Below are 22,516 nucleotides of genomic sequence, written 5' to 3' on the forward strand. Positions count from 1 at the left end.
GGTTCGAATGATAGCAGCGCGACCGGCGCCGTCGCCCGAGGCATACTGGACGCATGAAACGAAATCGACTGCTCGACGGCCTGCTCGGCCTGCTCCTTCTGCTCCCGGCCGCCCCCTTGCTGGCCGAGGGCACCGAACCCGCCGAACCGGTCTTTCTCCGGGTCAGCGAAACCGCCGAAGGTGCGCCCGACGCGCTCCAGGTCGCGGTGGCCGGGTATCGCGCCGAAGACGGCACCCGGCTCGACCTGGTCGGCGCCGTGCACGTCGCCGACGAGGCGTATTTCGAGGCGCTCAATCGCTCCTTCGACGACTACGACGTCGTGCTCTACGAACTGGTCGGCGACCCCGATGCGGCCGCGTCGGCGCGCGACCGGTCGACGGACCGGAACCTGTCGGCCGTCGGCTTCCTGCAGGGCGGGATGAAGGACGTTCTCGGGCTGGCCTTCCAGCTCGACGAGATCGACTACGACCGCGACCACTTCGTCCACGCCGACATGACCGCCGAGGAGTTCAGCGCGTCGATGGAGGCCCGTAACGAATCGATGCTCGGCATGCTGTTCCGGGCCTGGATCGCGGGGATGGCGCAGCAGACGCCCGACGCGTCCGCGCAGGCCCAGGTCGACTTGCTGAAGATCCTGCTCGCCGACGACCGGCAGCTGGCGCTGAAGCGGATGTTCGCCCGCCAGCTGGCCACGGAGCAGGACGTGCTCGAGGCCATGAGCGGGCCGGAGGGGTCGACGTTGATCACCGAGCGGAACCGCAAGGCGCTCGACGTGCTCGAGCGCGAACGAGCCTCCGGCCATCGGCGCATCGCGCTGTTCTACGGCGCCGGCCACTTCCCGGACTTCCACCGCCGGCTGGTCGCCGACCACGGCTTCGAGCCGGTGGACCTGCGCTGGCTGGACGCCTGGCGCCTCGACTGACGACCGGCGAACCGCCCAACGGCCTGTCGGGCTAGCCGGCCGGCGAGTACTCGTCGCGCAGGTCCTGGAGATCGGCCACCACGTCCTGCGTGTGGGTCTCCGGATCGACCTGTTCGTAGTGCTTGACGATCACGCCTTGCGGATCGATCAGGAAGGTCTCGCGATTGGCGATACCGGTCGAGCCCATTTCGCGAAGCACGCCGTAGGCATCGCTGGTTCCGCCGCCCACGTCGGACAGTACCGGGAACGGCAGCTTGTACTTGTCCGAGAACGCCTTCTGGTCCTCGACCGAGTCGACACTGATGCCCACCACCTCGGCGCCGGCGCCGCGAATCGCGTAGATGTTGTCGCGGAAGTTGCAGGCTTCGGTCGTGCAGCCGGGCGTGTCGGCGCGCGGGTAGAAGTAGAGCACCAGCCAGCGCCCGCTGAAATCGTCCAGCGAGTAGGCATCGCCGTACTGGTCGACGAGCTCGAATTCGGGAGCCGGTTCGCCGACGGTCTGCGCCGAGAGCGGGGCGGCCGGCAGCAGCGCGGCCAGCAGCAGGGCGGCCAGCAGGCCGGGGATCATCGTAAGCAGGGCGATGCGGATGCGCTTCATCGCGATTCTCCGTCGAAATCAGTGATTGGCGGCGATTCTACGCCCGGCCGCGTGATGCCCGCAGCGAACGCGATGCGCCAGGCCGTCGGCCATCATCAGCGCCACAAGCGTCTCGCCGGGCGGCCTGCCGAGCGCGCGGGCCAGGGCGTCTTCGGTCGCCAGGGGCCGGTCCTGGTAGGCGGCTTCGAACGCCGCGAGCAGGGCGGCTTCCGACCGGCTCAGTCCGGGGGCCCCCGGCGCGCGACGCTCGAGAACGCCGCCGGAGGCCTCGTAGGCGGCCACGACGCGTCGCGTGGTCTCGCCCCGCCCGAGACGCAGCCACTCCAGCCAGCGATGTGCCGCCGCACTGAGGATCGGAGCTTCGACCGCGCGGGCGCCCGACCCCGTGTTCAGAAGGGACGCCAGGACCGGGTGCAGGCGCGCTGAAGCTGCGGGAGAGGGCTCGACGCGCTCCGGGCGCGCCGTCGAGGGCGGGTTCGGCATGGTCTGGAGCTCCAGCGTAGGATACGTGACGCGACATTAACGCAAACGATTCGCATTTGCAACGGGGCGCTGCACCGAGCGCTCCGGGCCGGGTCGATCCGATGGATGGTCGTGTCGAAATCCTCGATCGGAACGCGTCGACGACGCGACCGGCCAGATCGTCGGAACGGGTTCTTCCGCCGAAGCGCGGGCCTGCCGGCAGGGGGCTGTGGAGCGCTCGGTCCGGCCGGCTCGGGGAAGTGACACATTTCTGCAACGACTGCGTCACCGACGTGAAATCTTGCCTGCCTAGATTGCGAGGTCTCGTCGAACCCACCGCTGGGTGGATGGTAGATCGTTCATGTTGGAGTCTTTCTGCCGGGCCGGCCTCGCCGCGGTACTGGCGCTCGGGACGTTGCTTCCCGCCGCATCCGTGCACGGCCAGGACGACCTGGACGCGCTGGCCGAGGAACTGGTCCGCCTGCGCGGCGAGGTCGAGTCGCTCAACGCCGAATTGAACAGCGCCCAGGAGCAGCACCGGGCCCGGATGAACTCGCTGGCCGCCCAGAAGGGGGACCTCGAGGCCACGCGTCGGCGCGAGGACCTGCGCATCCGGAGCCTCGAAGAGGACCTTGCCGACAACCGGGCCCGGGCCGAACAGGCCGGCATCGCCGGTGACGCCCTGGTCCCGGTCGCCGAAGCCGCCATCGCCGACCTGCGCGCCCACATCGCCGACGGCTTTCCGTTCAAGCTCGACGAGCGCCTGGCCGCGCTCGACGAGATCGCCAACCAGCTGCAGTCCGGCTCCCTGGCCCCGCCGCGGGTGATCAACCGCCTCTGGTCGTTCTACGAGGACGAGCTGCGCCTTACCCGCGAGAACGCGCTGTATTCCCAGATCATCCCGCTGGACGGCGAGCGCGTCCTGGCCGACGTGGCCAAGCTGGGCACGGTGGCGATGTACTTCACCACCCGCGACGAGCGGGTCGGCCAGGTGGTGCGCGTCGGCGACGACTGGCGGTTCACCGAGCTGGAGTCGCGTGAGGACCGCCAGCGCGTCGAAGACCTCTTCGATTCACTGACCAAGCAGATCCGGACCGGTTACTTCGAGTTGCCCAACGGCACGATCCAGCTGGAGCCGGGCGCATGAAGGTCTCGATCCGGACGGTCCTGATGCTGCTTGGGCTGGCCCTGGCCCATGGGGGCACCATGCCGGCTGCGATGGCGCAGGACGCGCCCTCCGACGCGCCGTCCAACGAGGCCGGCTCGGACGCAGCAGCCGCGCCCGCCCAGCCGCCGGCGCCGGAGGTTCAGGCGCCTTCGCTCGAGCAGGCCTACCAGCGCGAGTTCGCGTTCCTGCAGGGCCAGAACGCCGATCTCGAGCGCCGGCTGGCCCGCCTCGAGGAGCGGATGGCCGCCGAACAGCAGCAGCTCGAAGGCGAGATCCGCGCGCTGGAAGCCGAGGTGGTGAACATGGGCGGAACCGCCGACCGCCTCGAGGACCGCGTGTTCGAGTCGGAACTGGCCGTGGACACCGCGCGCGAGAACACCGACCTGCTGGCCTCGACCTTCCTCCAGGCCGACTTCACGCTCGAGGAGGCCTACTCGCCCGAACTGGGCGACCGCGCCCCGGACGCCGACGATGTCTCCGGCCTGTTCGGCGCCGCATTGTCGGCGCTGCGCGAAGCCGGCGCCGTGCGGATCGAGGACGGCGAATACTTCCTGACCGACGGCGCCCGGGTCGACGGACGCATCGTCCACGTCGGCGCGATTGCCGCCTATGGTGTCAGCGAGCGAGGCAGCGGCGCGCTGGCGCCGGCCGGTGACGGCGGCCTGAAGCTGTGGAACGAGGACACGGCCGAGACAGCCCGCGCCCTGGCCTCGGGCGCGCAGCCGGAGACCCTGCCGATCTTCATCTACGAATCGACCGCCACCGAGGTCGAGAAGAAGGGCGTGAAGGGCGTGTTCGACGTCATCCGTTCCGGCGGCGTGATCGGCTGGATCATCTTCTTCCTCGGGCTGCTGGGGCTTGGCCTGGTGATCCTGCGAACGGTCTTCCTGCAGCGCGCCAGCGCGTCGACCTCGAAGATCATCGACGCGGTCGGCGGCCACGTCCGCCGCGGCGACACGGACGCCGCGCTGGACGTGCTCAAGCGCAAGAAGGGTTCGACCTCGCGGGTCGTCGCGTCCGCCATTCGCAACCTGGACCGCGACCGGGAACACCTCGAGGACATCGTGTCGGAGTCGATCCTGCACGAGTCGGCGCATCTCAACCGCTTCGGCGCGTTCATCATGGTGATTGCCGCCGTGTCCCCGCTGCTGGGCCTGCTCGGCACGGTGACCGGGATGATCTCCACCTTCGACGTGATCACGGAGTTCGGCACCGGCGATCCGAAGCTGCTGTCCGGCGGCATCTCGATCGCCCTGGTGACCACCGAACTCGGCCTGATCGTCGCCATCCCCATGCTGGTGTTCGGCAACCTGCTGTCCGGCTGGGCCGAGGGCATCAAGGACGACATGGAGAAGGCCACGCTGCGCGTGATCAACCAGTACTACGAAGGTCGTGCGCGCGGAGCCTCGGGGGCCTGACATGTTCGCGCTGCTGTCCGACGACCTGCGGTTCTACTTCGAAATCGGCGGCTTCGTCATGCCGCCGCTGGTCGTCGCCACCTTCGTGCTGTGGTTCGCCATCGGGTATCGCTTCGCCGCGTTGCGCCGCGGCTCGGTGCGATCGGTGCGCCAGCTGCTCTACCGCAACGCCAAGCGCGTGCGCCACCAGCCGCGAGGGCTGATCGAGCGCGCGGTCCTGCGCGGCCTCGAGATCGTGCGCGAGAACCCGCCCGACCTGCGCCGCTGGCTCGACGACGCGTTTGCCGAGTACGAGACCTCGACCCGACGCTTCCACAAGCTGATCCTGACCATCGTCGCCGCGGCGCCGCTGATGGGCCTGCTCGGCACCGTGGCAGGGATGATCGAGACCTTCGACTCGCTCGCCGACATGTCGTTGTTCTCGCAGTCCGGCGGCATCGCCGGCGGGATCTCGCAGGCCCTGTTCACCACCCAGATGGGGCTTGCCGTGGCCATCCCCGGCCTGATCGTCGGCGGCCTGCTCGACCGCAAGGCGCTGCAGCTGCGCACCGAGCTGGCCCAGGTCAAGGACCTGCTGTGCGCCGAGCACATCGGCGCCACGGCGCTGCACGCTGGATCGAACGGTTCGGCTTCGGCCGGTCCGACGACCGGCGGCCATCACCCGGAGGCGCCCGCGCCATGAGAGATCGACGATGAGATTCCGCGAACGGACCGATACGGAGCAGAACGTCGACATCTCGCCGTTGATCGACATGGTGTTCATCCTGCTGATCTTCTTCATGGTCTCGACCACCTTCGTCAAGGACATGAAGCTTGACCTGGAGCGTCCGACCGCCTCCAGCGCGACCGCCGCGTCGACCAAGGCCATCCGGCTGTACATCGACAACAGCGGCGACACCTATCTCGACGGCCAGCCGATCCGCGTCTGGGTCATCCAGAGCCGGCTGCGCGACCTGCTTTCGACGTCGGCCTCGCAGTCGGTGCTGGTGGTGACCGACGACCAGGTGCCCGCCGGGCGGCTGGTCGAAGTCGTCGACCAGGCCCGGCGCGCGGGAGCCCAGGACGTCGGCGTGGCCACCGTGGACGAAGCCGGAGCGGGCTGACCCGCGCCCCAGGAGGAGCAAGGAAATGAACACGACCGTTACCCAGATCCGAAATCGCGGCCGCTGGCTGCCGCTCCTGTCCGGTCTCGGCTTCATGCTGGCCGGCTCGGCCCTCGTCATCGGCACGCTGCTGATGATCAACCGCCTGGCCGAAGGGCCCGAGTCGGTCGACGTGGCCTCGCAGACCGAGTTCGCGGTCGAGCGCAAGCCCGAACCGCCGCCGCCGCGGGTCGAGCGCCGCGAGCCGCCGAAGCCGCAGCGCCGGGCGCAGCAGGCGCCGCCGATGGTCAGCCTCGACTCGTCCCTGTCGGGCATCGACTTCGGCATCCCCGGGCTGGATTCCACCGGCCTGAACGATCTCCAGGACCAGCTCCTCGGCGATACGGACAACGTGGTGATGACCGACGACTCGGTCGACGCCCCGCCGCGCCCGACCTACCAGGCGCCGGTCGAATATCCGCGTACGGCCCGTGCCCGGGGCCAGCAGGGCTATGTCGTCCTGTCGCTGCTGATCAGTGCGGCCGGCGAAATCGAGAAGGTCCAGGTGCTCGAGGCATCGCCGGCGGGCGTGTTCGACCAGGCCGCGATCGAGGGCGTGCGCAACTGGCGCTTCGAGCCCGCCCAGTACCAGGGCCGGAACGTCAAGGTCTGGGCTCGCCAGCGCGTCCGCTTCGACCTGAGCTGATCGTCCCGTGACCACGCGCGCCCTGTCCGCTGCTTCGATCGGCGCCCTCCTGTCGCTGGCGCTGCTGCTGGTCGGCGCCGGCGCGTCCGCGCAGGAGGCCGGTGGCGCCGAGTCGGTCGAAACCATGGACCGCCTGCCGCTGGCCGCGCTGCTGATCGGCGACGGCAACTACCAGCGCGCCCGCACCGTGCTGTCCGCGGTCGACCCCGACGCCGAAGACCTCGACCGCGTCCGCTACTACACGCTTTCGGGCCTGGTCGCGCTGAACCTCGAGGAGCATGCCCTGGCGGTCCGCGAGTTCCGCGCCGCGATCGAGGCCGGCCAGAGCGAACCCGTGGTCTGGCTCTACCTGGCCCAGGCGCATTTTTCCCAGGAGGAGTTCGCCGAGGCGCTGGACGCGCTCGACCGCGCCGGTCCCGAGGCCACCGACCTGCCGTCGGTCTTCCTGATGCGCGCCCAGGCGCACTGGCAGCTCGAGCAATACGACGCGGCCTGGTCGGTGCTGGCCGACGGCCGGAGCCGCTTCCCCGATCGCGCCGGAGACTTCGCCCGTCGGCAGGTGTTCCTGCTGGTCGATCGCGGCCTCTACCAGGAAGCCGCCGACCAGGGCCGTGCGTTCCTGGAGACCGAGCGTGCCGGCATCGAGGATGCCATCGCGATCGGCAACGCGCTGCGCCAGAGCGGCCAGCACGACGAAGCCGCCGGCATCCTCGAAGCCGCCCGGGTCGAGGCGCCGGACAATGTCACGCTCGCCAAGGTGCTGTCGCACACCTACCTCGACCAGGACATGACGCTGGCGGCTGCCGAGGTCATGCGCCAGGCGGCCGCCTTCGATTCCTCGCTGGTGTCCGAGGCGGCCGAACTGTATCGCCGCGCCGGCTGGCTGATGGAAGCGCTGACCCTGAATGCCCAGGTCATCGACCAGGCGAAGAAGTTCAAGCAGCGACTCGCGATCTTCATCGAACTCGGCCGCTTCGACCAGGCCGCCGGCATGCGCGACGACCTCGAGCGCGTAGGCCTGCTGGACGATCCGCAACAGGGCCAGGACATCCGCTACGCGCTGGCCTACGCCAACTTCAAGGCCGGCGACTTCGCCGCGGCCGAAGACCAACTGGTGACGCTGGAGCGGGCCGACCTGTTCCGCAAGGCCACCGAGTTGCGCCGCGTGATGGACCAGTGCGCCGACGAGCCCTGGCTCTGTCGCTGATCCGGTGCGCCTTTCCATGATGCCGATTCGCCGCTCGCTTCGAACGGACCTGCCGCGCTGGCTGGCCTCGCTGGCCCTGGTGCTGCTTGCGGTGTCCGCGACGGCCCAGGAGCCTCCTCCGGCCCAGGTCTCGGTGCTGGTGTTCGAGCAGGGCCGTCCGGCCGCCGACCTCAATCTCCGGCTCGGCGAGACGGCCGGCCGCAGCGACGAGAACGGCGCATGGGCCGTGCAGGCCGCTCCCGGCCGCGCGCGCCTCACGGTCTTCGACGGCGCCACCGCGCTGACCGCGCTGCCGCTGAACCTGCGCGCGGGAGAACTGCTCCAAGTCATCATCACCTTGCGCGGCGAGTCGCGCCGGGCCTTCGTCAGCCTCGAGTCGTCGATGCCGCTGGACGCGGATGCGCTGCCGCGGCCCGCCGCACCGGCAGAGGCCACAGGCGAGGGTGTCCTGGTCGGGCGGGTCGTCTCGACCGAGGACGGCGCGCCGGTCGGCGACGCGCGCCTGTTCGTGTCCGGTACGCCGGTCGAGGCCCGCACGGACGCGGACGGACGCTTCCGGATCGAGCTGCCGGTCGGCGAGTATTCCGTGTCGGTGCTCCACAGTGAATTCGCGACCCGCACGATCGAGGGCGTGGCGATCGTCGACCGCACCGAGACCGAGCGCAACTTCGAACTCCCGCCGGCCGGCCTGGAGCTGGCCGAGTTCGTCGTCGTCGAACCGTTCATCGAAGGTTCGCTGAGTTCGGTCATCGAGGAGCAGCGCCAGACCGCCAGCGTTGCCAATGTCCTGGGCGCCGAGCAGATCTCGCGCGCCGGCGATTCGAGCGTCGGCGGCGCCCTGTCGCGCGTCACCGGTCTGACCCTGGTCGACGGCCAGTTCATCTACATCCGCGGGCTCGGCGAGCGCTATTCGTCGACCCTGGTCAACGGCGCCAACGTGCCCAGCCCGGACCCCACGAGAAAGGTCGTCCCGCTCGACCTGTTCCCGACCGGCGTGATCCGTTCGATCCTGGTCCAGAAGGGCTACTCGCCGGACATGCCGGGCGACTTCGGCGGCGGCGTGGTCGAGATCCGAACGCGCGGTGTGCCGGACGAGGACTTCTTCTCGATCGAGCTGTCCGGCGGCGTGCGCGAGGGCACGACCTTCGAGGACGGCCTGACCTACGACGGGGGCGGCGACGACTGGGCCGGTTATGACGACGGAACGCGGGCCATTCCCGACGCGATTGCCGACGTCATCGCCGACGGCACCAAGCTGCCCCCGATCCGAGGGCCCTTCACGCCGGACGGCCTGACCGAGGAAGAGCTCGAAGCCCTGGGGGAATCGTTGCCGAACATCTACGACGTCCAGCGCAAGGACATCGGTCCGGATGTCGGAGTCTCGATCGAGGGCGGCAAGCGAGTCGAAGTTGGCGAGGACTGGGAGCTGGGTGCGACCGGTTCGGTGCTCTGGGATGACTCGTGGCGAACCCGCGACGAGTTGCGCCAGACCTTCGTTCCGCTCGGCGACGGGTCCCTGCGACCCAACGACAGCTACGACATCGTTCGAACGACGCGTACGATCGGCCTGAGCGGGTTCCTGACCGCCGGCGTCAGCTACGCGGACCTGCACGAGTTGAACGTTACGTCGATGCTGCTGCGCCAGACCGAGGACGAGACCTTCGAACAGATCGGTTTCAATCTCGACGAGGACGGGATCGTCAAGTTCACGTCCCTGCAGTGGGAGGAGCGGGAGCTGCTCACGATGCAGGCCGAGGGGAGCCACGTGTTCCCGTTCCTGAACTCGACCCGCTTGGAATGGGACTACTCCGATTCCACGGCCACGCTCGACACGCCCGATGCGCGCCGCTACCGCTACGACCCGGACCCGGTCTCGGAATTCATCTTTTCGCGCCGAGCGGATTCCAACATCCGCCGCTACACCACGCTCGACGACGATGCGATCGACTTCGGAGCCGATCTCGACGTGCCGTTCTCGGCCGGCTCCTGGTTGAGCGGCTCGCTCAGCGGGGGCTACCGAACGGTCGACAAGGAACGGGCATCCACCATCCGGCGTTTCACCTTCGACGACGTATTCAACATTCCCGAAGCGGATCGTCGCGATCCTTCGCTGGAGAACATCCTCACGCCGGAAAACATCGGTCCGGACGGAGCGCAGCTGCTCGAGATCACGCGAAACAGCGACAACTACGCGGCAACGCTGGACATCGAAGCGTTCTACGGAAACCTGGACATCACCCTTCTGGAGACGCTCCGCCTGAGTGGCGGTCTGCGCGTCGAGGACTGGGAACAGCAGGTTCGGACGTTCAGCCTGTTCGACGTCGGAGCCGTCGAGTCCGAATCGAACCTCGGGGCCGAGGATCTGCTTCCGGCGGCTTCGGCGACATGGTTCATCAACGAGAACCAGCAGTTGCGCCTGAGCTACGCCGAGACCATCATCCGTCCGGATTTCAAGGAGCTTTCCGACTCGCCGTTCACCGATCCCATCCTGGAGCGGGAGGTGGTCGGGAATCCCGATCTCGTGCCGTCCGGCGTGCTCCACGCCGATCTCCGCTGGGAGTTCTATCCGGGGCAGGACGAATTGATCTCGGTCGGCGTGTTCTACAAGCTCATCGACCAGCCGATCGAGCTGACGGTCCAGCCCGGCGTCGAGCAACGACTCAGCTTCACGAATGCGGACGAGGCCGAGAACTTCGGGGTCGAACTGGAGGCGCGGAAGAAGCTCGGATTCGTGGGCGACTGGACCGGAGCACGCTTCGGAGGCCGGTCGCTCTGGGAGCGCCTGTATCTCTCCGGCAACCTGTCGGTGATCGAGTCCGAGATCTCCATCCTCCCGGAAAACCAGGGCATTCTGACCGAGACATCCCGGCCGCTCCAGGGGCAGTCACCGATCATCGCCAACGTCCAGCTGGGCTACGACGACGAATCCCGCGGCATCGAGGCCACGCTCCTCTACAACTACGTCGGCGAGCGGATCACCGAGGTCGGCGTGCTCGGTGCGCCGGACAAGAAGGAGCAGCCGACCGGCGTCCTGGACTTCGTGTTCCGTTGGCGCCTCGACGAGCACTGGTCGTTCAAGACCAAGCTCGGCAACCTGCTCGACGCACGGTTCGAGATCAAGCAGGGGCCGGAAACCACCCAGCGTTACAGCAACGGTCGGACGGCCAGCGTCGGCATCAGCTACGACTTTCTCTGATCGCCTGTCACATTTCTGCCACCGGCCGGTCATTGGCGTGAAATCGCCGATTCCTACTCTGCGCCTCACGGATTGCCCGTCGGGTCCGCCCCGCGGCACGAACCAATCACCAACCTGCAGAGGAACCCATGATGTCCAAGAATTTCACGCGCAGCGCGCTCGCGCTGGCTGCCGGTGCCGCCCTGTTCGGCGCCCCGGCCCAGGCGTTCGTGGTCAACGATACGTTTGCCGGAAACTGGGGCGACGTCAGCGGCGGAAGCCGCGGCCTGATCATCGACGTGCTGGAAGATCGCAACCCGGCCGGCGACTTCGCCCCGGCCCTCCTGGTCGAGTGGTTCACCTACGACGAGAACGGTGATCCGCTGTGGCTGATCTCCGACACCGCGCAGATCAACCGCGACACCAACACCGTCGATCTCCAGTTCCTGGAATTCTCGGGTGGCGCGTTCGCCTCGCCCGAGCCCGGCAATCCCGCAGGTGTCACCTGGGGAACCGCGTCCCTGAAATTCAACAGCTGCGACGAAGCCGTGCTGACCTTCAACGGGGACAACGGCAGCGGCGAGTCGACCTTTTCCAGCCTCTCCGAAAGCCGCCAGTGCGTGGTCCGTGAGACCTTCGACAGCTGCCCGAGCTTCGCCGCGGCCGGTCCGATCGAGGGGTCCTGCATCATCGGCGGCGGCGATCCGATCACCTCCGACATCACGCTGACCAACGAGACCACCTGGCTGATCCAGGGGCAGTTCGTCATCGGTGATGGCGGCTCGGTCACGATCGAACCGAACACGGAACTGGTCGGCGGCACGCTCGGCGACACCGACACCTTCATCGTCGCCCAGGGTGGCCAGGCCTTCGTGCTGGGAACGCAGGAGAATCCGGTGGTGATGCGCGGTTTTCTCGCCGAGGGTCGTGGCGAATGGGGCGGCGTCGTCGTCAACGGCAATGCACCGATCAACGGCTGCCCCGAGGGCGTCGACCCGTGCACCGCACAGGGCGAGGGCAACTCGGGCACCTACGGCGGCAACGATCCCGAAGACAACAGCGGCATCTACCGCTACATGATCGTTTCCAACGCCGGCATCCTGTTCAACGAAGAGAACGAACTGAACGGTATCGCCTTCCAGGGCGTCGGGCGCGGCACCACGGTCGAGAACGTCCAGGTCCACCTGAACTCCGATGACGGCATCGAGTTCTTCGGCGGCACCGTCAACGCCAAGCGCCTGGTCCTGACCGGCATCGGTGACGACAGCCTCGACTGGACGCAGGGCTGGAGTGGCAACGTTCAGTACCTCGTGGCCAAGCAGTACACCGACGATGGCGACCAGGGCATCGAAGGCGACAACAACGGCGACGCCAACGACGCCGAGCCGCGCGCGCTGCCGGTGATCGCCAATGCCACCTTCATCGGCCAGGGCAACACTGACATCGGCTGGCTGATCCGTGAAGGCACGGGTGTGTCGATCGCCAACTCGGTCGTCACCGGCTTCGGCGAGACCTGCGTCGACATCGACCAGACGTCGACCTTCGACAACTCGGCCAACCTGACCTTCGTCAACAACGTCATCGGCAGCTGCTCCGGCGGAGCCTTCGACGACGAAGCCGGCGATCCGTTCGTGGTGTCGGATTTCGTGCTCGGCCAGCCGGGCAACGTGCAGGCCGACCCGATGCTGTCGAACTACGTGCCGATGCCGAACTCGCCGGCCGTCAACGTGGCGCCGGTGCCGTACACGGACTCGTTCTTCGACAACGTCAACTATGCCGGCGCCGTGCCGAGCCAGGACGACGACTGGACGAAGGGCTGGACCGTCGGCCTGAATCGCGACGCTCCGTAAGCGGTAGGGACTCGTCTCCCGGGACATCGGGATACGTCGAGGGCGCGGCCAGGAGGTCGCGCCCTTTTTCGTGTCTGGCGGATTCATGCCGGGTTGAGGGGCGCCGTGGTGTACTCCCGGCCATGAAGAAGACCGACCTGCCGACCAAGACCTGCCCCGTCTGTCAGCGCCCGTTCGCGTGGCGCAAGAAGTGGCGCGACTGCTGGGACGAGGTGCGTTACTGCTCCGAGCGCTGCCGGCGCAACAAGGGCAAGGCACCGGACGAGATCCTGCGGTGAGCGGGCCGGTCCAGCTGGTCTGGTTCAAGCGCGACCTGCGCGTCGACGACCATGCGCCGCTGGCGGCGGCCGCCGAGCACGGCCCCGTGCTGCCCGTCTACGTCGTCGAGCCCGAGCTCTGGCGCCAGCCGGATGCAGCCCTTCGCCATCAGCAGTTCATCGCCGAAGCCCTGGTCGACCTCGATCGATCGCTGCGCCGGATCGGCCAGGGCCTGGTCGTCCGGGTCGGAAACGTGATCGATGTGTTCGAGGCGCTGCATCGCGAGTTCGACGTCACGGTGATCCGTGCCCACGAGGAAACCGGCAACGGCTGGAGCTTCGATCGCGACCGCAAGGTCCGAGCCTGGGCCGCCGAGCGGGGCATCGAACTGCACGAGACACCGCAGTTCGGTGTGACCCGTGGGCTCACCGAAAGGGCCGGATGGGCGGGGCGCTGGGAGGCGTTCATGGGCGCGAAAAGAACCGCACCGCCCGAACGGCTCCCTCGAGTGCTGGACATTCCCGAGGTCACGCCGGAGCGCATAGTGGCGTTCTTTGCCGAGGCTCCTGCATTCGACAGGACACCCTGTCCGCAACGCCAGACCGGCGGCCTGGTGGCGGGGCAGGAAACCCTGGACGATTTCCTGGATCGGCGCGGCGAAGCCTACCGCGGCGGCATCTCCAGCCCGCTGTCCGCCGCAGCAGCGTGCTCCAGGCTGAGCGCCCACATCGCCTACGGCACCCTCTCGATGCGCTGCATCGTCCAGCAAGCCCGAGCGCGCCGTGTTACCGCAAGAGAGCAGGGAGAGAAGCGCTGGGCCGCCTCGCTGAACCAGTTCGACCAGCGTCTGCACTGGCACTGCCACTTCATACAGAAGCTGGAGCAGCGACCGGCCATCGAGTTCGAAAACGTCCATCGCGGCTTCGACGGCATGCGCGAAGACGACTTCGACGTCGAGCGCTTTGCGGCCTGGAAAGCCGGGCGCACCGGCTACCCGCTGATCGACGCGTGCATGCGCTGGGTCACTGCGACCGGCTGGCTGAACTTCCGGATGCGCGCGCTGCTGATGAGCTTTGCCGGCTATCACCTGTGGCTGCACTGGCGCGAACCGGCCCTGCACCTCGCCCGGATGTTCACCGACTACGAGCCGGGCATCCATTTCAACCAGTGCCAGATGCAGAACGGCACGACCGGCATCAACACGCTGCGCATCTACAACCCGGTCAAGCAGGCCCGCGACCAGGACCCGGAAGGAGCCTTCGTGCGCCGCTGGGTACCGGAGCTCGCACGGATTCCGGCCGAGGCGATCTTCGAGCCCTGGACGCTCGGCGAGCGCGATCGCGCGGCACTCGGTGCGGCCGCCTACCCGTTACCGATCGTGGACCACGTCGAAGCCGCACGCGACGCTCGCGCACGGATCACCGAATACCGCCGCCGCGACGGCTTCCGCGTCGAAGCCGATCGTATCCAGCACCAGCTGGGCAGCCGGCGTTCGGGCCTGAAGCCGCAGCGCAGGAAGCGGCGGAGCGGCGCCGATCGGCGGCAGCGGAACCTGTTCTGATGATCCGGCCCTGGAAGGACCGGGAGACCGCGCGGAGCGAGCCACGGGCTCCGCGACGAGCGGTGCGCGTCCGTCGATACGCGCGCCCTCGCCAGCTTCTCGCGCTCCGGATGAGCGCCGGTTGCGCGGGCCCGGAAAGTCCCTACACTTGCCCATACCAATCGCCGAGGGGGACACCGATGATCGAACGCGCACGCCTGATCCAGGCCGTTGTGCTGGTCGTTCTCTGCGGTGTGCTGCCTGTCCGGGCACAGGAGCCGGCGGGGGCGCCGGCCGCGGCGTTCGATCTGCAGCTGGCCGAACTCGAGGCACGTGCCGGTGCGGAAGGCTTCGCCGCGGTCCGCGCCTCGTTCGAGACGCTGATCGAGCGGCCGGACCTTCCCGTCGAATCCCGTTCCTTAGCGCTGCGTCGAGCCATTTCGGCGGCGCGCGAAGCACGGGATCCCGGGTTCCACGAGCCGGCCGAGCGCTTCTATCGCGTCCTGTACGACGCCCTTCCCGCGGGCCCGGAACGGTCGAACCTGACCCAGCACATGGCCAACATCGAGATCGACCGCGGACGCTTCGCCGAAGCCGAGGCGATGTACCTGCAGGCCGATGCCGAAGGGGCCGATCGGCCGCTCGTGGACCGCGCCAACCTGATGACCGCCCTGGGCGTGGCGCGAGCCCAGCAGGGCAACCTCGCCGAGGCGCTCGAGGCCATGCTGGAAGGGTATGCACGCTACGAGCGGACCGAAAGCGGTCCGTCGCCGAACCTCCTGCGCAACATCGGCGGGCTGTCGATCTACCTCGAGGACTACGAGCAGGCCATCGAGTTCACGCGACGAGCGATCGACGCGCTCGGCCCCGATCATCCCGACACCCCGGGTTCGTACTCGAACCTGGCGGCGGCCCTCGTCGAGCTCGGGCGATCCGACCGCGCTCGCTCCGCGCTCCGGGAGGGCATCGCCATCGCCGATCGGCAGCAGCGGCCGAATGCGTCCCTGCTCAGCAACCTGGGATTTCTCCAGTTCGAAGGCGGTGACCTCGACGCGGCGCTGGCGACCTTCGAACGAACCGCCGAACTGAATCGGGCCGCCGGAGATACGGGGGCGCTGGCGATCACCTTCAAGAACATGGGCGAAGTCCGCGTTGCCATGGGCTTGCGCGAGCAGGGCGCCGAGGCCTTCGATCGCTCGCTGGCGCTGTATCGCGAAGCCGACATCAAGCCCAAGCGGCTCGAACTGTATCCCCCGCTGGTCGAGAACCTCGAAGCGCTCGGTCGCTTTCCCGAGGCCCTGGAACGGATGCGCGAATGGCAGGACCTCGCCGCCGAGCTTGCTTCGGCGGACGCGCAGAGCCGGGTGGCGGAACTGCAGACCGTGTTCGACCTCCAGCAGCGCGAACGCGAACTGAGCGCATTGCAGGCGGAGCGCTCGCGGCAGCGCCTGGTCGGTTGGGGGCTGCTGGTCGGGCTGGTGGTTCTCGCCCTGTTCATCCTGGCCCTCGGGCGCAACCTGCGGCTGCGCACCCGGGCCCACCGGCTGCTGGCCGAGAAGAACGCCGAGATCGACGCCCAGCGCGAGGCCCTGGCCCGGGCCAACAGCCTGCTCCACCGCCTGAGTCACGCCGACGAGTTGACCGGGCTGGACAACCGCCGCGGCGTGCACCGGCGCATCACGCCCGATCGTCCCGGCCCGCTCCAGAAGGACCGGGCGCTGGCGGTGCTGATCGATCTCGACCGCTTCAAGCAGATCAACGACCGTTTCGGCCACCCCGCGGGAGATCGGGTGCTCAGCCGCTTCGCCGCGATCCTGCGTGACGTCGCCGGTCCCGGCGACGTGCTCGCTCGCTGGGGCGGTGAGGAGTTTCTCTGGCTGGTCGCCGGGGCGGGGCCCGGCGAGGTGGCCGAGGTCTGCAATCGCCTTCTCGAACGGGTCCGCGCGGCTCGTTTCGACATCGAGGGACGGTCCATCGCCGTGACGTGCTCGCTCGGCTGCGCACCGATGGACCTGCGCGGCGACGCGCCGGAGGACGAGTTCTCGATCGCGCTCAGGCTGGCCGACGCGGCGCTGTACGAGGCCAAGCAGGCGGGCCGCGACCGGTGGATCGCGCTCGACCGCAAGGACCCCTCGCGCGATGCCTACACCGGCGCGATCGATACGGGCCGGCTGCTCGATCGCGGCGCGCTGGCCCGGATCGAGGGCTGAGCACGGTCTCTCGGACGTCGGAAACGGCTTTCGCCTGTGGGAGTGCGCTTGCGAGCGAATGCCGCTGTTCCTGATCGGGCTCTTGAGATGAAGTCCGGGATTCGCTCGCAAGCGCACTCCCACAGGCAGGGGCAAAGAGATCGGAACGGGAAGGGAGGGATCCGGGCGGGGAGTTCGCTCAGCCCCGCGGCGCGCCGGCGACCGCGAACACGGTCTGGCGGCCGTCGGAGACCGCCCGTACGGGGCAGTCGAACAGTTCGCTGAGATTGGCCTCGTCCAGCAGTTCCTCCGTGGTGCCGGCGCGCCAGCGACCGTCGCCGAACAGCAGCAGGACATGGCTGCAGTAGCAGGTTGCCAGGTTGACGTCGTGCAGCGCCATGACCTGCGTTCGGTCCGGTGCGTGAGATCGCTTCCAGAGATGGTCGAGCACGCGCACCTGGGCGGCCGGGTCGAGGTGGTTGGTCGGCTCGTCGAGCAGCAGGACCCCCGGATCCTGCGCCAGCACCACGGCCAGCGCCAGCCGCCGCTGTTCGCCGCCCGAAAGCGCCGTGCACGAGCGCTCGGCCATCGCCTCCATGCCGACCGCCGCCAGCGCCCGGCGGGCACGCTCGACGTCCTCGCGTCGCTCGCCGCCCCAGCCGGCCTGGTGCGGGTGGCGACCGATCAGGGCAATCTCCAGGCAGGTCGCGTCGAAGGGGAAGCGGGTGTTCTGGGTCAGCATGCCCAGCCGCCGGGCGATGTCCCGCCGGCGGAGCCCGGCCAGCGGCCGACCGTCCAACTCGATGCGACCCGCAGCGGCGGGGTGGATGCCGGCCAGCGTTCTCAGCAAGGTCGTCTTGCCGGCCCCGTTCGGGCCCAGCACGCCCCAGGACTGGTTGTCCTCGAAGGCGATCGACAGGGACCGGACCCGGACCCGGCCGCCGATTGCGACGTCGAGGCCTTCGACGCCGAGCCGTGCGGTCATCGCAGACCTCCGGCCCGGCGCAGGAGCAGCAGGAACAGCGGCACCCCGATGATCGCGGTCAGTACGCCGACCGGCAGCTGGCGCGGCGCGATCACGGTCCGCGCCAGCGTGTCGGCCAGCAGCAGGAACGTGCCGCCGAACAGCATCGCGCAGGGCAGCAGGCGCCGGTGGTCCGCGCCGACCACCAGCCGCACCAGGTGCGGCACGATCAGGCCGACGAACCCGACCGTGCCGGCGATCGCCACGGCCAGCGCGGTCAGCAGCGACGCGGCCAGGTAGAGTTCGGCGTTGCGCGCCTGGGGCGACTCGCCGAGCAGCGCGGCCTGGGTCTCTCCGGCCGCCAGCACGTTGAGGCTCCGTGCGCGGAGCATCAGCAGCCCGGTCAGCGCCGCCAGCCCCAGCAGCCACCACGGCGACAGCGCGCTGTAGCCCAGGTCGCCCATCAGCCAGAACAGCATGCCCTTGAGGCTGGCGTCGTCGCCGAGGGCCAGCATCAGCGAGATCAGCGCACCCCAGCCGGCCGCGACGACCACCCCGGTCAGCAGCAGGCGCGTGGTCGACCACGGGCCCTCGCCCCGGCCGAGCACGAACACGACCAGCATCGAGAACAAGGCGCCGGCAAAGGCCAGCAGCTCCGTCGGAACGAAGGCCAGGCCCAGCGACATGCCCCCCAGCACGAACGCGGCCGAGCCGCCGGACAGGCCCAGGATGTACGGGTCGGCCAGGGGATTGCGCAAGAGCACCTGCATCAGCACGCCGGCCAGGGCCAGCAGGCCGCCGGTGACCAGCGCCGCGACCGCCCGCGGCAGGCGCAGTTCCAGGGCGATCCGCCACCCCATCGGGTCGTCGGGCCAGCCGAAGCCGCTGGAGCCGGTCATGATCGCGGCCAGCAGGGCGAGTGCGGCGACCGCCAGGCCGGTGACGATCAGGCCGACCAGCGCCGGACCGCCGCGGTGCGGCCGCCATCGGGTCATCGCGCGATTCCTTGGTCAGTCACGGCGGTCAGTCACGGCGGTCAGTCACGGCTCGGTCATCGGCCTTCGGGGCAGGTCGGTCCGCCGGAACCGTGTGCGGATCGGAGGGCGTTCATCGTACGTCGCCGGCGGTTTGCTTTACCATGGAGGGCAGTGAAGATTCGCGGGCCGCGCGGATCGGTGGAGGTCCTCGGCGCAAGGTAGCACAGCGCCGGCCGAGGACGACCCGGTCCCGGTCCGAACGAGAACATCGATGATCGACGCCGACGGCTTTCGCCCCAACGTGGGCATCGTGCTGGCGCGCCACGACGGCCGGGTCTTCTGGGCCCGCCGGGCGGGCCAGGACGGCTGGCAGTTCCCGCAGGGCGGGATGAATTCCGACGAGACGCCCGAAGAGGCGATGTACCGCGAGCTGGCCGAGGAAACCGGCCTGAAGCCCGAGCATGTCGACGTACTCGGTGCCACGCCGGGCTGGTTGCGCTACAAGCTGCCGCGCAACATGCGGCGGCGCCATCAGAAGCCGGTCTGCATCGGTCAGAAGCAGGTCTGGTTCCTGCTCGATTTTCGCGCCGACGACAGTGCGCTGGACCTGCAGGCCACCGGGCACCCGGAGTTCGACCATTACCGCTGGGTCGATTTCTGGTTTCCGGTGTTCAACGTCATACCGTTCAAGCGCCGTGTCTACCAGCGGGCGCTGGAGCACCTCGAGCCGCTGGTGCCGGCCTTCCGGCCCGAGCACCGCGACCCCAGGCTGCCCCTGCCCGCCGCACTGCGCGCCAACCACCGAGGAGGCTGACTCATGGACCTGATCGGAGCCTTCGTCCTGCTGTTCGTGGTCATGGACCCGCTCGGCAATGTCCCGATCTTCCTGTCGGTGCTCGAGCAGGTCGAGCCCGAGCGACGCTACAGGGTGCTGGCGCGCGAGCTGCTGCTGGCGCTGGCGATCCTGTTCGGCTTCCTGTTCGGCGGCCAGTACCTGCTCGCCGCGCTGCACCTGAGCCAGTATTCGATCAGCGTCGCCGGCGGCATCATCCTGTTCCTGATCGCGCTGAAGATGATCTTCCCGGTCCCCCGTGCGATGCGCGACGACCTCGAGGACGAGGACGACGAGCCGTTCATCGTGCCGCTGGCCGTGCCGATGGTTGCCGGGCCGAGCGCCATGGCGATCCTGCTGCTGCTGGCCACCCGCCACCCGGACCAGATCGGCATCTGGTCCCTGGCCCTGTTCCTGGCCTGGCTGGCGACCGCGATCATTCTCGGCGCGGCACCGCTGCTCAAGCACGTGCTCGGCCGTCGCGGCCTGATCGCGATGGAGCGCCTGATGGGCATGCTGCTGGTCGCCATTGCCGTCCAGATGTTCCTGGAAGGCATCACCGAATTCCTTGGAGAGTACGCACTATGATCCGTTTCTCGCCCCTCGCCCGCAGCGCGCGGGCCGCGCTTCTGTCGATCCCGGCCGCCCTCGGGCTCGTTTCGTTCGCCCTGGCCCAGCCCTTCGATGCCGCCGACCTCGACGTCGCCCGCGAACTCCGCGAGCAGGCGCTGGCCAGCGACCTCGCCTACGAGATCACCGCCGACCTGACGACCCGCGTCGGCAATCGACTGGCCGGCAGCGAGAACGACGCCCGGGCGGTGGAGTGGGCCGTCGAGATGTTCGAGTCGATGGGCTTCGACCGGGTCTGGACCGAGCCGGCCACCTTTCCCTACTGGACCCGCGAGACCGAGCGTGTCTCGATCGTCGCGCCGACCGAGCAGGAACTGGTCGCCATCGCGCTGGGCTTCTCGCCGGCCACGCCCGACGGCGGTGTCGAAGCCGAAGTCGTGATGTTCGACGACCTCGACGACTTCGAGGCCGCGTCGCCCGATTCGGTCGAGGGCCGGATCGTGTTCATCCGCAGCCGCATGGAGCGCGCGCGCGACGGTTCGGGCTACGGCCCGGCGGTGCAGAAGCGCGCCCGCGGCTCGGTCGTCGGCGCCGAGAAGGGTGCCGCTGCGGTCGTGATCCGGTCCGTGGGGACGTCCACGGACCGCTTCGCCCACACGGGCATGATGCGCTTCACGGCCGGCTCCCGGCTGGTGCCCGCCGCGGCCATCTCCAACCCGGACGCCGACCAGCTCGAGCGCCTGATGACCGGCGATGCGGCCGTTCGCATGCGGGTCGAGATCGAAGCCTCGGTGAACGAGACCTACACCAGCCGGAACGTGATCGCCCAGATCGACGGCGCGGCGGACCCGGAGTCGATCGACGCGCCAATCGTGGCGATCGGCGCCCACCTGGACTCCTGGGACGTGGGCACCGGCGCCCTCGACGACGCGGCCGGAGTGGGCATCGTGACCGCGGCGGCCAGGCTGATCATGGAGCACGCAGACGAACACGGCGCCCGGCCCGACCGATCGATCCAGGTGATCCTGTTCGCGGCCGAAGAGATCGGCCTGTGGGGTGGCCGCGCCTGGGCCGACGCGCACGGCGACGAGGTCGAGCGTTACCTTGTGGCGTCGGAATCGGATTTCGGTGCCGGCCGGATCTACGCGATGACCGCCCGCGTGGCCGACGAGGCCATGCCGGTGATCGAGGCGATCCAGGCCGAACTGGCGCCCCTGGGCGTCGAATCGGTCGAGCGCGGCGGCGGGGCCGGCCCGGACTTCACCCCGATGCTGGCGCGCGGCCTGGCCGCGGTCCGCCTGCGCCAGGACGGCTCGAAGTACTTCGACTACCACCACACCGAGAACGACACGCTGGACAAGGTCGATCCCGAGGCGATGAAGCAGAACGTCGCGGCCTTTGCCGTGTTCACGTGGCTGGCGGCGCAGTCGCCGGTCGGCTTCGGCTCCGGGCCCGAACTGTTGGATTGAGCGGGTCTTCGGTCGCGGTCGCTCTTCCTGAATCGACGTCAGGTCAGGCGGCAGGGGATCGTCCACCGTCGCGGGCGTGAGAACGAGGCTGGCTGCAGCCGGGGTTCGAGCCCGGCGGCAAGTGAGGGCGCCGAGTCGGCCCCCGGTCGGTCCTCAGTCGGTTCCGGTTACTGCCTCGTCGGACACGAGCCGCTGGACCTGCTGCCCCAGCACGCCATCGACCGCTGCAGCCCAGTCCTCGAGTTCGCTGCCGGCAACGGCGTAGTTCAGGGTCAGGTCGGTGCCGCCGTCCTCGGCGTCCGCCAGCGAGACGGTCAGCACGCCGTCGACCGGCAGGGCCTGCAGCGGTCCCAGCCCACCGCTCATCCGCAGCATCCGGCCCGGCGCGGCGAGGGCCACCCGCAGGTGCTCGACCGATCCGCCGCCGTCCAGCGTCTCGCAGAAACAACCCCCGGCGCGCGCCTCGAGGCGGAGGTTGGCCGCATCGCCCGACCAGGTGTGGTCCGGATGCCACCAGGCGGCCGGCTCGATCAGGCGCGTCCAGGTCTCGGCCGGGGATCCGGGCGCGGTCGCGGTGTGTTCGACCACGAAGCCCGACGCGTCGACCTCGACGACCTCCGCGTGAAGCGCGGCCGACGCGGCGAGGGCGGCGACGGCTGCAGCCTGCAGCGAAATTCGCGCCGAAACCCGCGCGAAACGGTTGACAATCATTCGCATTCGCATTATTCTTCTCCCATGTTCGTATGCATCTGCAACGCCGTCAGCGACCGGGACATCCGTGCCCACGCCGAGTCGGGCGTGTCCACCCTGGATGAACTGCGCCTGCGCACCGGCTGCAGCGACTGCTGCGGCCAATGCGCCGACGAGGCCGAGGAAATCCTCCAGGCCACGCTCGCCGCGCGGCTGACGGGCGGTTCGACCGGTCACCCGACCCAGGACCTGCCGTCCGCGCCGCGGGAATCCGAGCCCAAGCGGCCGGTGCTGCCCGTCATGAGCCCCCAGCCGGCCTGATCGACCTGGCCGCGGCCTCCTCGGGCGTTCGCCCGTTCGCTCGCGACCTTTCTTCAACTGGATTCTTCGTTCGCCGACTCTCCGGCAATCGGTTCGCTGTTCGTACCGAAGCGTCAC

At 68.9% G+C, this 22,516-nt stretch carries 21 protein-coding genes; 16 read left to right on the forward strand and 5 right to left on the reverse strand.

What is annotated here, in order from left to right:
• Positions 1–53: 53 nt before the first annotated feature.
• Positions 54–923: a hypothetical protein gene (locus KUV67_07785; GenBank protein MBY6204776.1), complete on the forward strand. Its 870-nt coding sequence runs from the start codon at positions 54–56 to the stop codon at positions 921–923.
• Positions 924–954: 31 nt separating this feature from the next.
• Here KUV67_07785 and KUV67_07790 read toward each other — a convergent pair whose 3' ends face one another.
• Entirely contained in the window at positions 955–1,500 is a 546-nt protein-coding gene (locus KUV67_07790; protein ID MBY6204777.1) for a peroxiredoxin, read from the reverse strand.
• Between the two features lie 39 nt (positions 1,501–1,539).
• Entirely contained in the window at positions 1,540–2,004 is a 465-nt protein-coding gene (locus KUV67_07795) for a hypothetical protein (GenBank protein MBY6204778.1), read from the reverse strand.
• Between the two features lie 340 nt (positions 2,005–2,344).
• Here KUV67_07795 and KUV67_07800 point away from each other — a divergent pair, with 340 nt between their 5' ends.
• The 11 genes from KUV67_07800 to KUV67_07850 all read left to right on the forward strand — a co-directional run bounded on the left by KUV67_07800 (position 2,345) and on the right by KUV67_07850 (position 16,597).
• Positions 2,345–3,130, forward strand: coding sequence for a DUF3450 domain-containing protein (locus KUV67_07800; GenBank protein ID MBY6204779.1), 786 nt, complete (start codon positions 2,345–2,347; stop codon positions 3,128–3,130).
• Positions 3,127–4,569: a MotA/TolQ/ExbB proton channel family protein gene (locus tag KUV67_07805; protein MBY6204780.1), complete on the forward strand. Its 1,443-nt coding sequence runs from the start codon at positions 3,127–3,129 to the stop codon at positions 4,567–4,569. Before KUV67_07800 ends, KUV67_07805 begins: the two co-directional genes overlap by 4 nt.
• A gap of 1 nt (position 4,570) precedes the next feature.
• A complete protein-coding gene (locus KUV67_07810; GenBank protein MBY6204781.1) occupies positions 4,571–5,251 on the forward strand; it encodes a MotA/TolQ/ExbB proton channel family protein in 681 nt (226 codons plus the stop codon).
• A gap of 10 nt (positions 5,252–5,261) precedes the next feature.
• A complete protein-coding gene (locus KUV67_07815) occupies positions 5,262–5,672 on the forward strand; it encodes a biopolymer transporter ExbD (GenBank protein MBY6204782.1) in 411 nt (136 codons plus the stop codon).
• 25 nt (positions 5,673–5,697) lie between these two features.
• Positions 5,698–6,357 (forward strand): energy transducer TonB, encoded by a 660-nt coding sequence (locus KUV67_07820; protein ID MBY6204783.1) that lies wholly within the window; start codon positions 5,698–5,700, stop codon positions 6,355–6,357.
• A gap of 7 nt (positions 6,358–6,364) precedes the next feature.
• Positions 6,365–7,564, forward strand: coding sequence for a tetratricopeptide repeat protein (locus KUV67_07825; GenBank protein ID MBY6204784.1), 1,200 nt, complete (start codon positions 6,365–6,367; stop codon positions 7,562–7,564).
• Between the two features lie 16 nt (positions 7,565–7,580).
• Positions 7,581–10,760, forward strand: coding sequence for a TonB-dependent receptor (locus tag KUV67_07830; protein ID MBY6204785.1), 3,180 nt, complete (start codon positions 7,581–7,583; stop codon positions 10,758–10,760).
• Between the two features lie 128 nt (positions 10,761–10,888).
• A complete protein-coding gene (locus KUV67_07835) occupies positions 10,889–12,589 on the forward strand; it encodes a hypothetical protein (protein ID MBY6204786.1) in 1,701 nt (566 codons plus the stop codon).
• A gap of 122 nt (positions 12,590–12,711) precedes the next feature.
• Complete coding sequence (locus KUV67_07840) at positions 12,712–12,867, forward strand: DUF2256 domain-containing protein (protein ID MBY6204787.1); 156 nt, start codon at positions 12,712–12,714, stop codon at positions 12,865–12,867.
• Entirely contained in the window at positions 12,864–14,408 is a 1,545-nt protein-coding gene (locus KUV67_07845) for a deoxyribodipyrimidine photo-lyase (GenBank protein MBY6204788.1), read from the forward strand. The genes KUV67_07840 and KUV67_07845 overlap by 4 nt, the downstream gene beginning before the upstream one ends.
• Before the next feature lie 179 nt (positions 14,409–14,587).
• The gene (locus KUV67_07850; GenBank protein MBY6204789.1) at positions 14,588–16,597 is read left to right on the forward strand and encodes a diguanylate cyclase; all 2,010 of its coding nucleotides are present in this window, start codon (positions 14,588–14,590) and stop codon (positions 16,595–16,597) included.
• Between the two features lie 178 nt (positions 16,598–16,775).
• On the opposite strand, the gene KUV67_07855 is transcribed toward KUV67_07850, so the two are convergent.
• Positions 16,776–17,561 (reverse strand): ABC transporter ATP-binding protein, encoded by a 786-nt coding sequence (locus KUV67_07855; GenBank protein ID MBY6204790.1) that lies wholly within the window; start codon positions 17,559–17,561, stop codon positions 16,776–16,778.
• Complete coding sequence (locus KUV67_07860) at positions 17,558–18,535, reverse strand: iron ABC transporter permease (protein MBY6204791.1); 978 nt, start codon at positions 18,533–18,535, stop codon at positions 17,558–17,560. Before KUV67_07860 ends, KUV67_07855 begins: the two co-directional genes overlap by 4 nt.
• A gap of 253 nt (positions 18,536–18,788) precedes the next feature.
• On the opposite strand from KUV67_07860, the gene KUV67_07865 reads away from it, so the two are divergent.
• From KUV67_07865 to KUV67_07875, 3 genes are read left to right on the forward strand one after another with little or no spacing between them, the layout of a single operon-like run.
• Positions 18,789–19,331 carry an RNA pyrophosphohydrolase gene (locus KUV67_07865; GenBank protein ID MBY6204792.1) on the forward strand — a complete coding sequence of 181 codons (543 nt, stop codon included), beginning with the start codon at positions 18,789–18,791 and terminating at the stop codon, positions 19,329–19,331.
• Positions 19,332–19,334: 3 nt separating this feature from the next.
• Complete coding sequence (locus KUV67_07870) at positions 19,335–19,937, forward strand: NAAT family transporter (GenBank protein MBY6204793.1); 603 nt, start codon at positions 19,335–19,337, stop codon at positions 19,935–19,937.
• Positions 19,934–21,388, forward strand: a complete 1,455-nt coding sequence (locus KUV67_07875; GenBank protein MBY6204794.1) for a M28 family peptidase — start codon at positions 19,934–19,936, stop codon at positions 21,386–21,388. The genes KUV67_07870 and KUV67_07875 overlap by 4 nt, the downstream gene beginning before the upstream one ends.
• Before the next feature lie 153 nt (positions 21,389–21,541).
• Here KUV67_07875 and KUV67_07880 read toward each other — a convergent pair whose 3' ends face one another.
• Positions 21,542–22,099: a hypothetical protein gene (locus tag KUV67_07880; protein ID MBY6204795.1), complete on the reverse strand. Its 558-nt coding sequence runs from the start codon at positions 22,097–22,099 to the stop codon at positions 21,542–21,544.
• A gap of 24 nt (positions 22,100–22,123) precedes the next feature.
• Here KUV67_07880 and KUV67_07885 point away from each other — a divergent pair, with 24 nt between their 5' ends.
• Entirely contained in the window at positions 22,124–22,399 is a 276-nt protein-coding gene (locus KUV67_07885) for a (2Fe-2S)-binding protein (protein ID MBY6204796.1), read from the forward strand.
• Positions 22,400–22,516 lie beyond the last annotated feature (117 nt).

Origin of the sequence: Halomonas denitrificans (assembly GCA_019800895.1) — a bacterium.
Classification (GTDB): Bacteria; Pseudomonadota; Gammaproteobacteria; order Xanthomonadales; family Wenzhouxiangellaceae.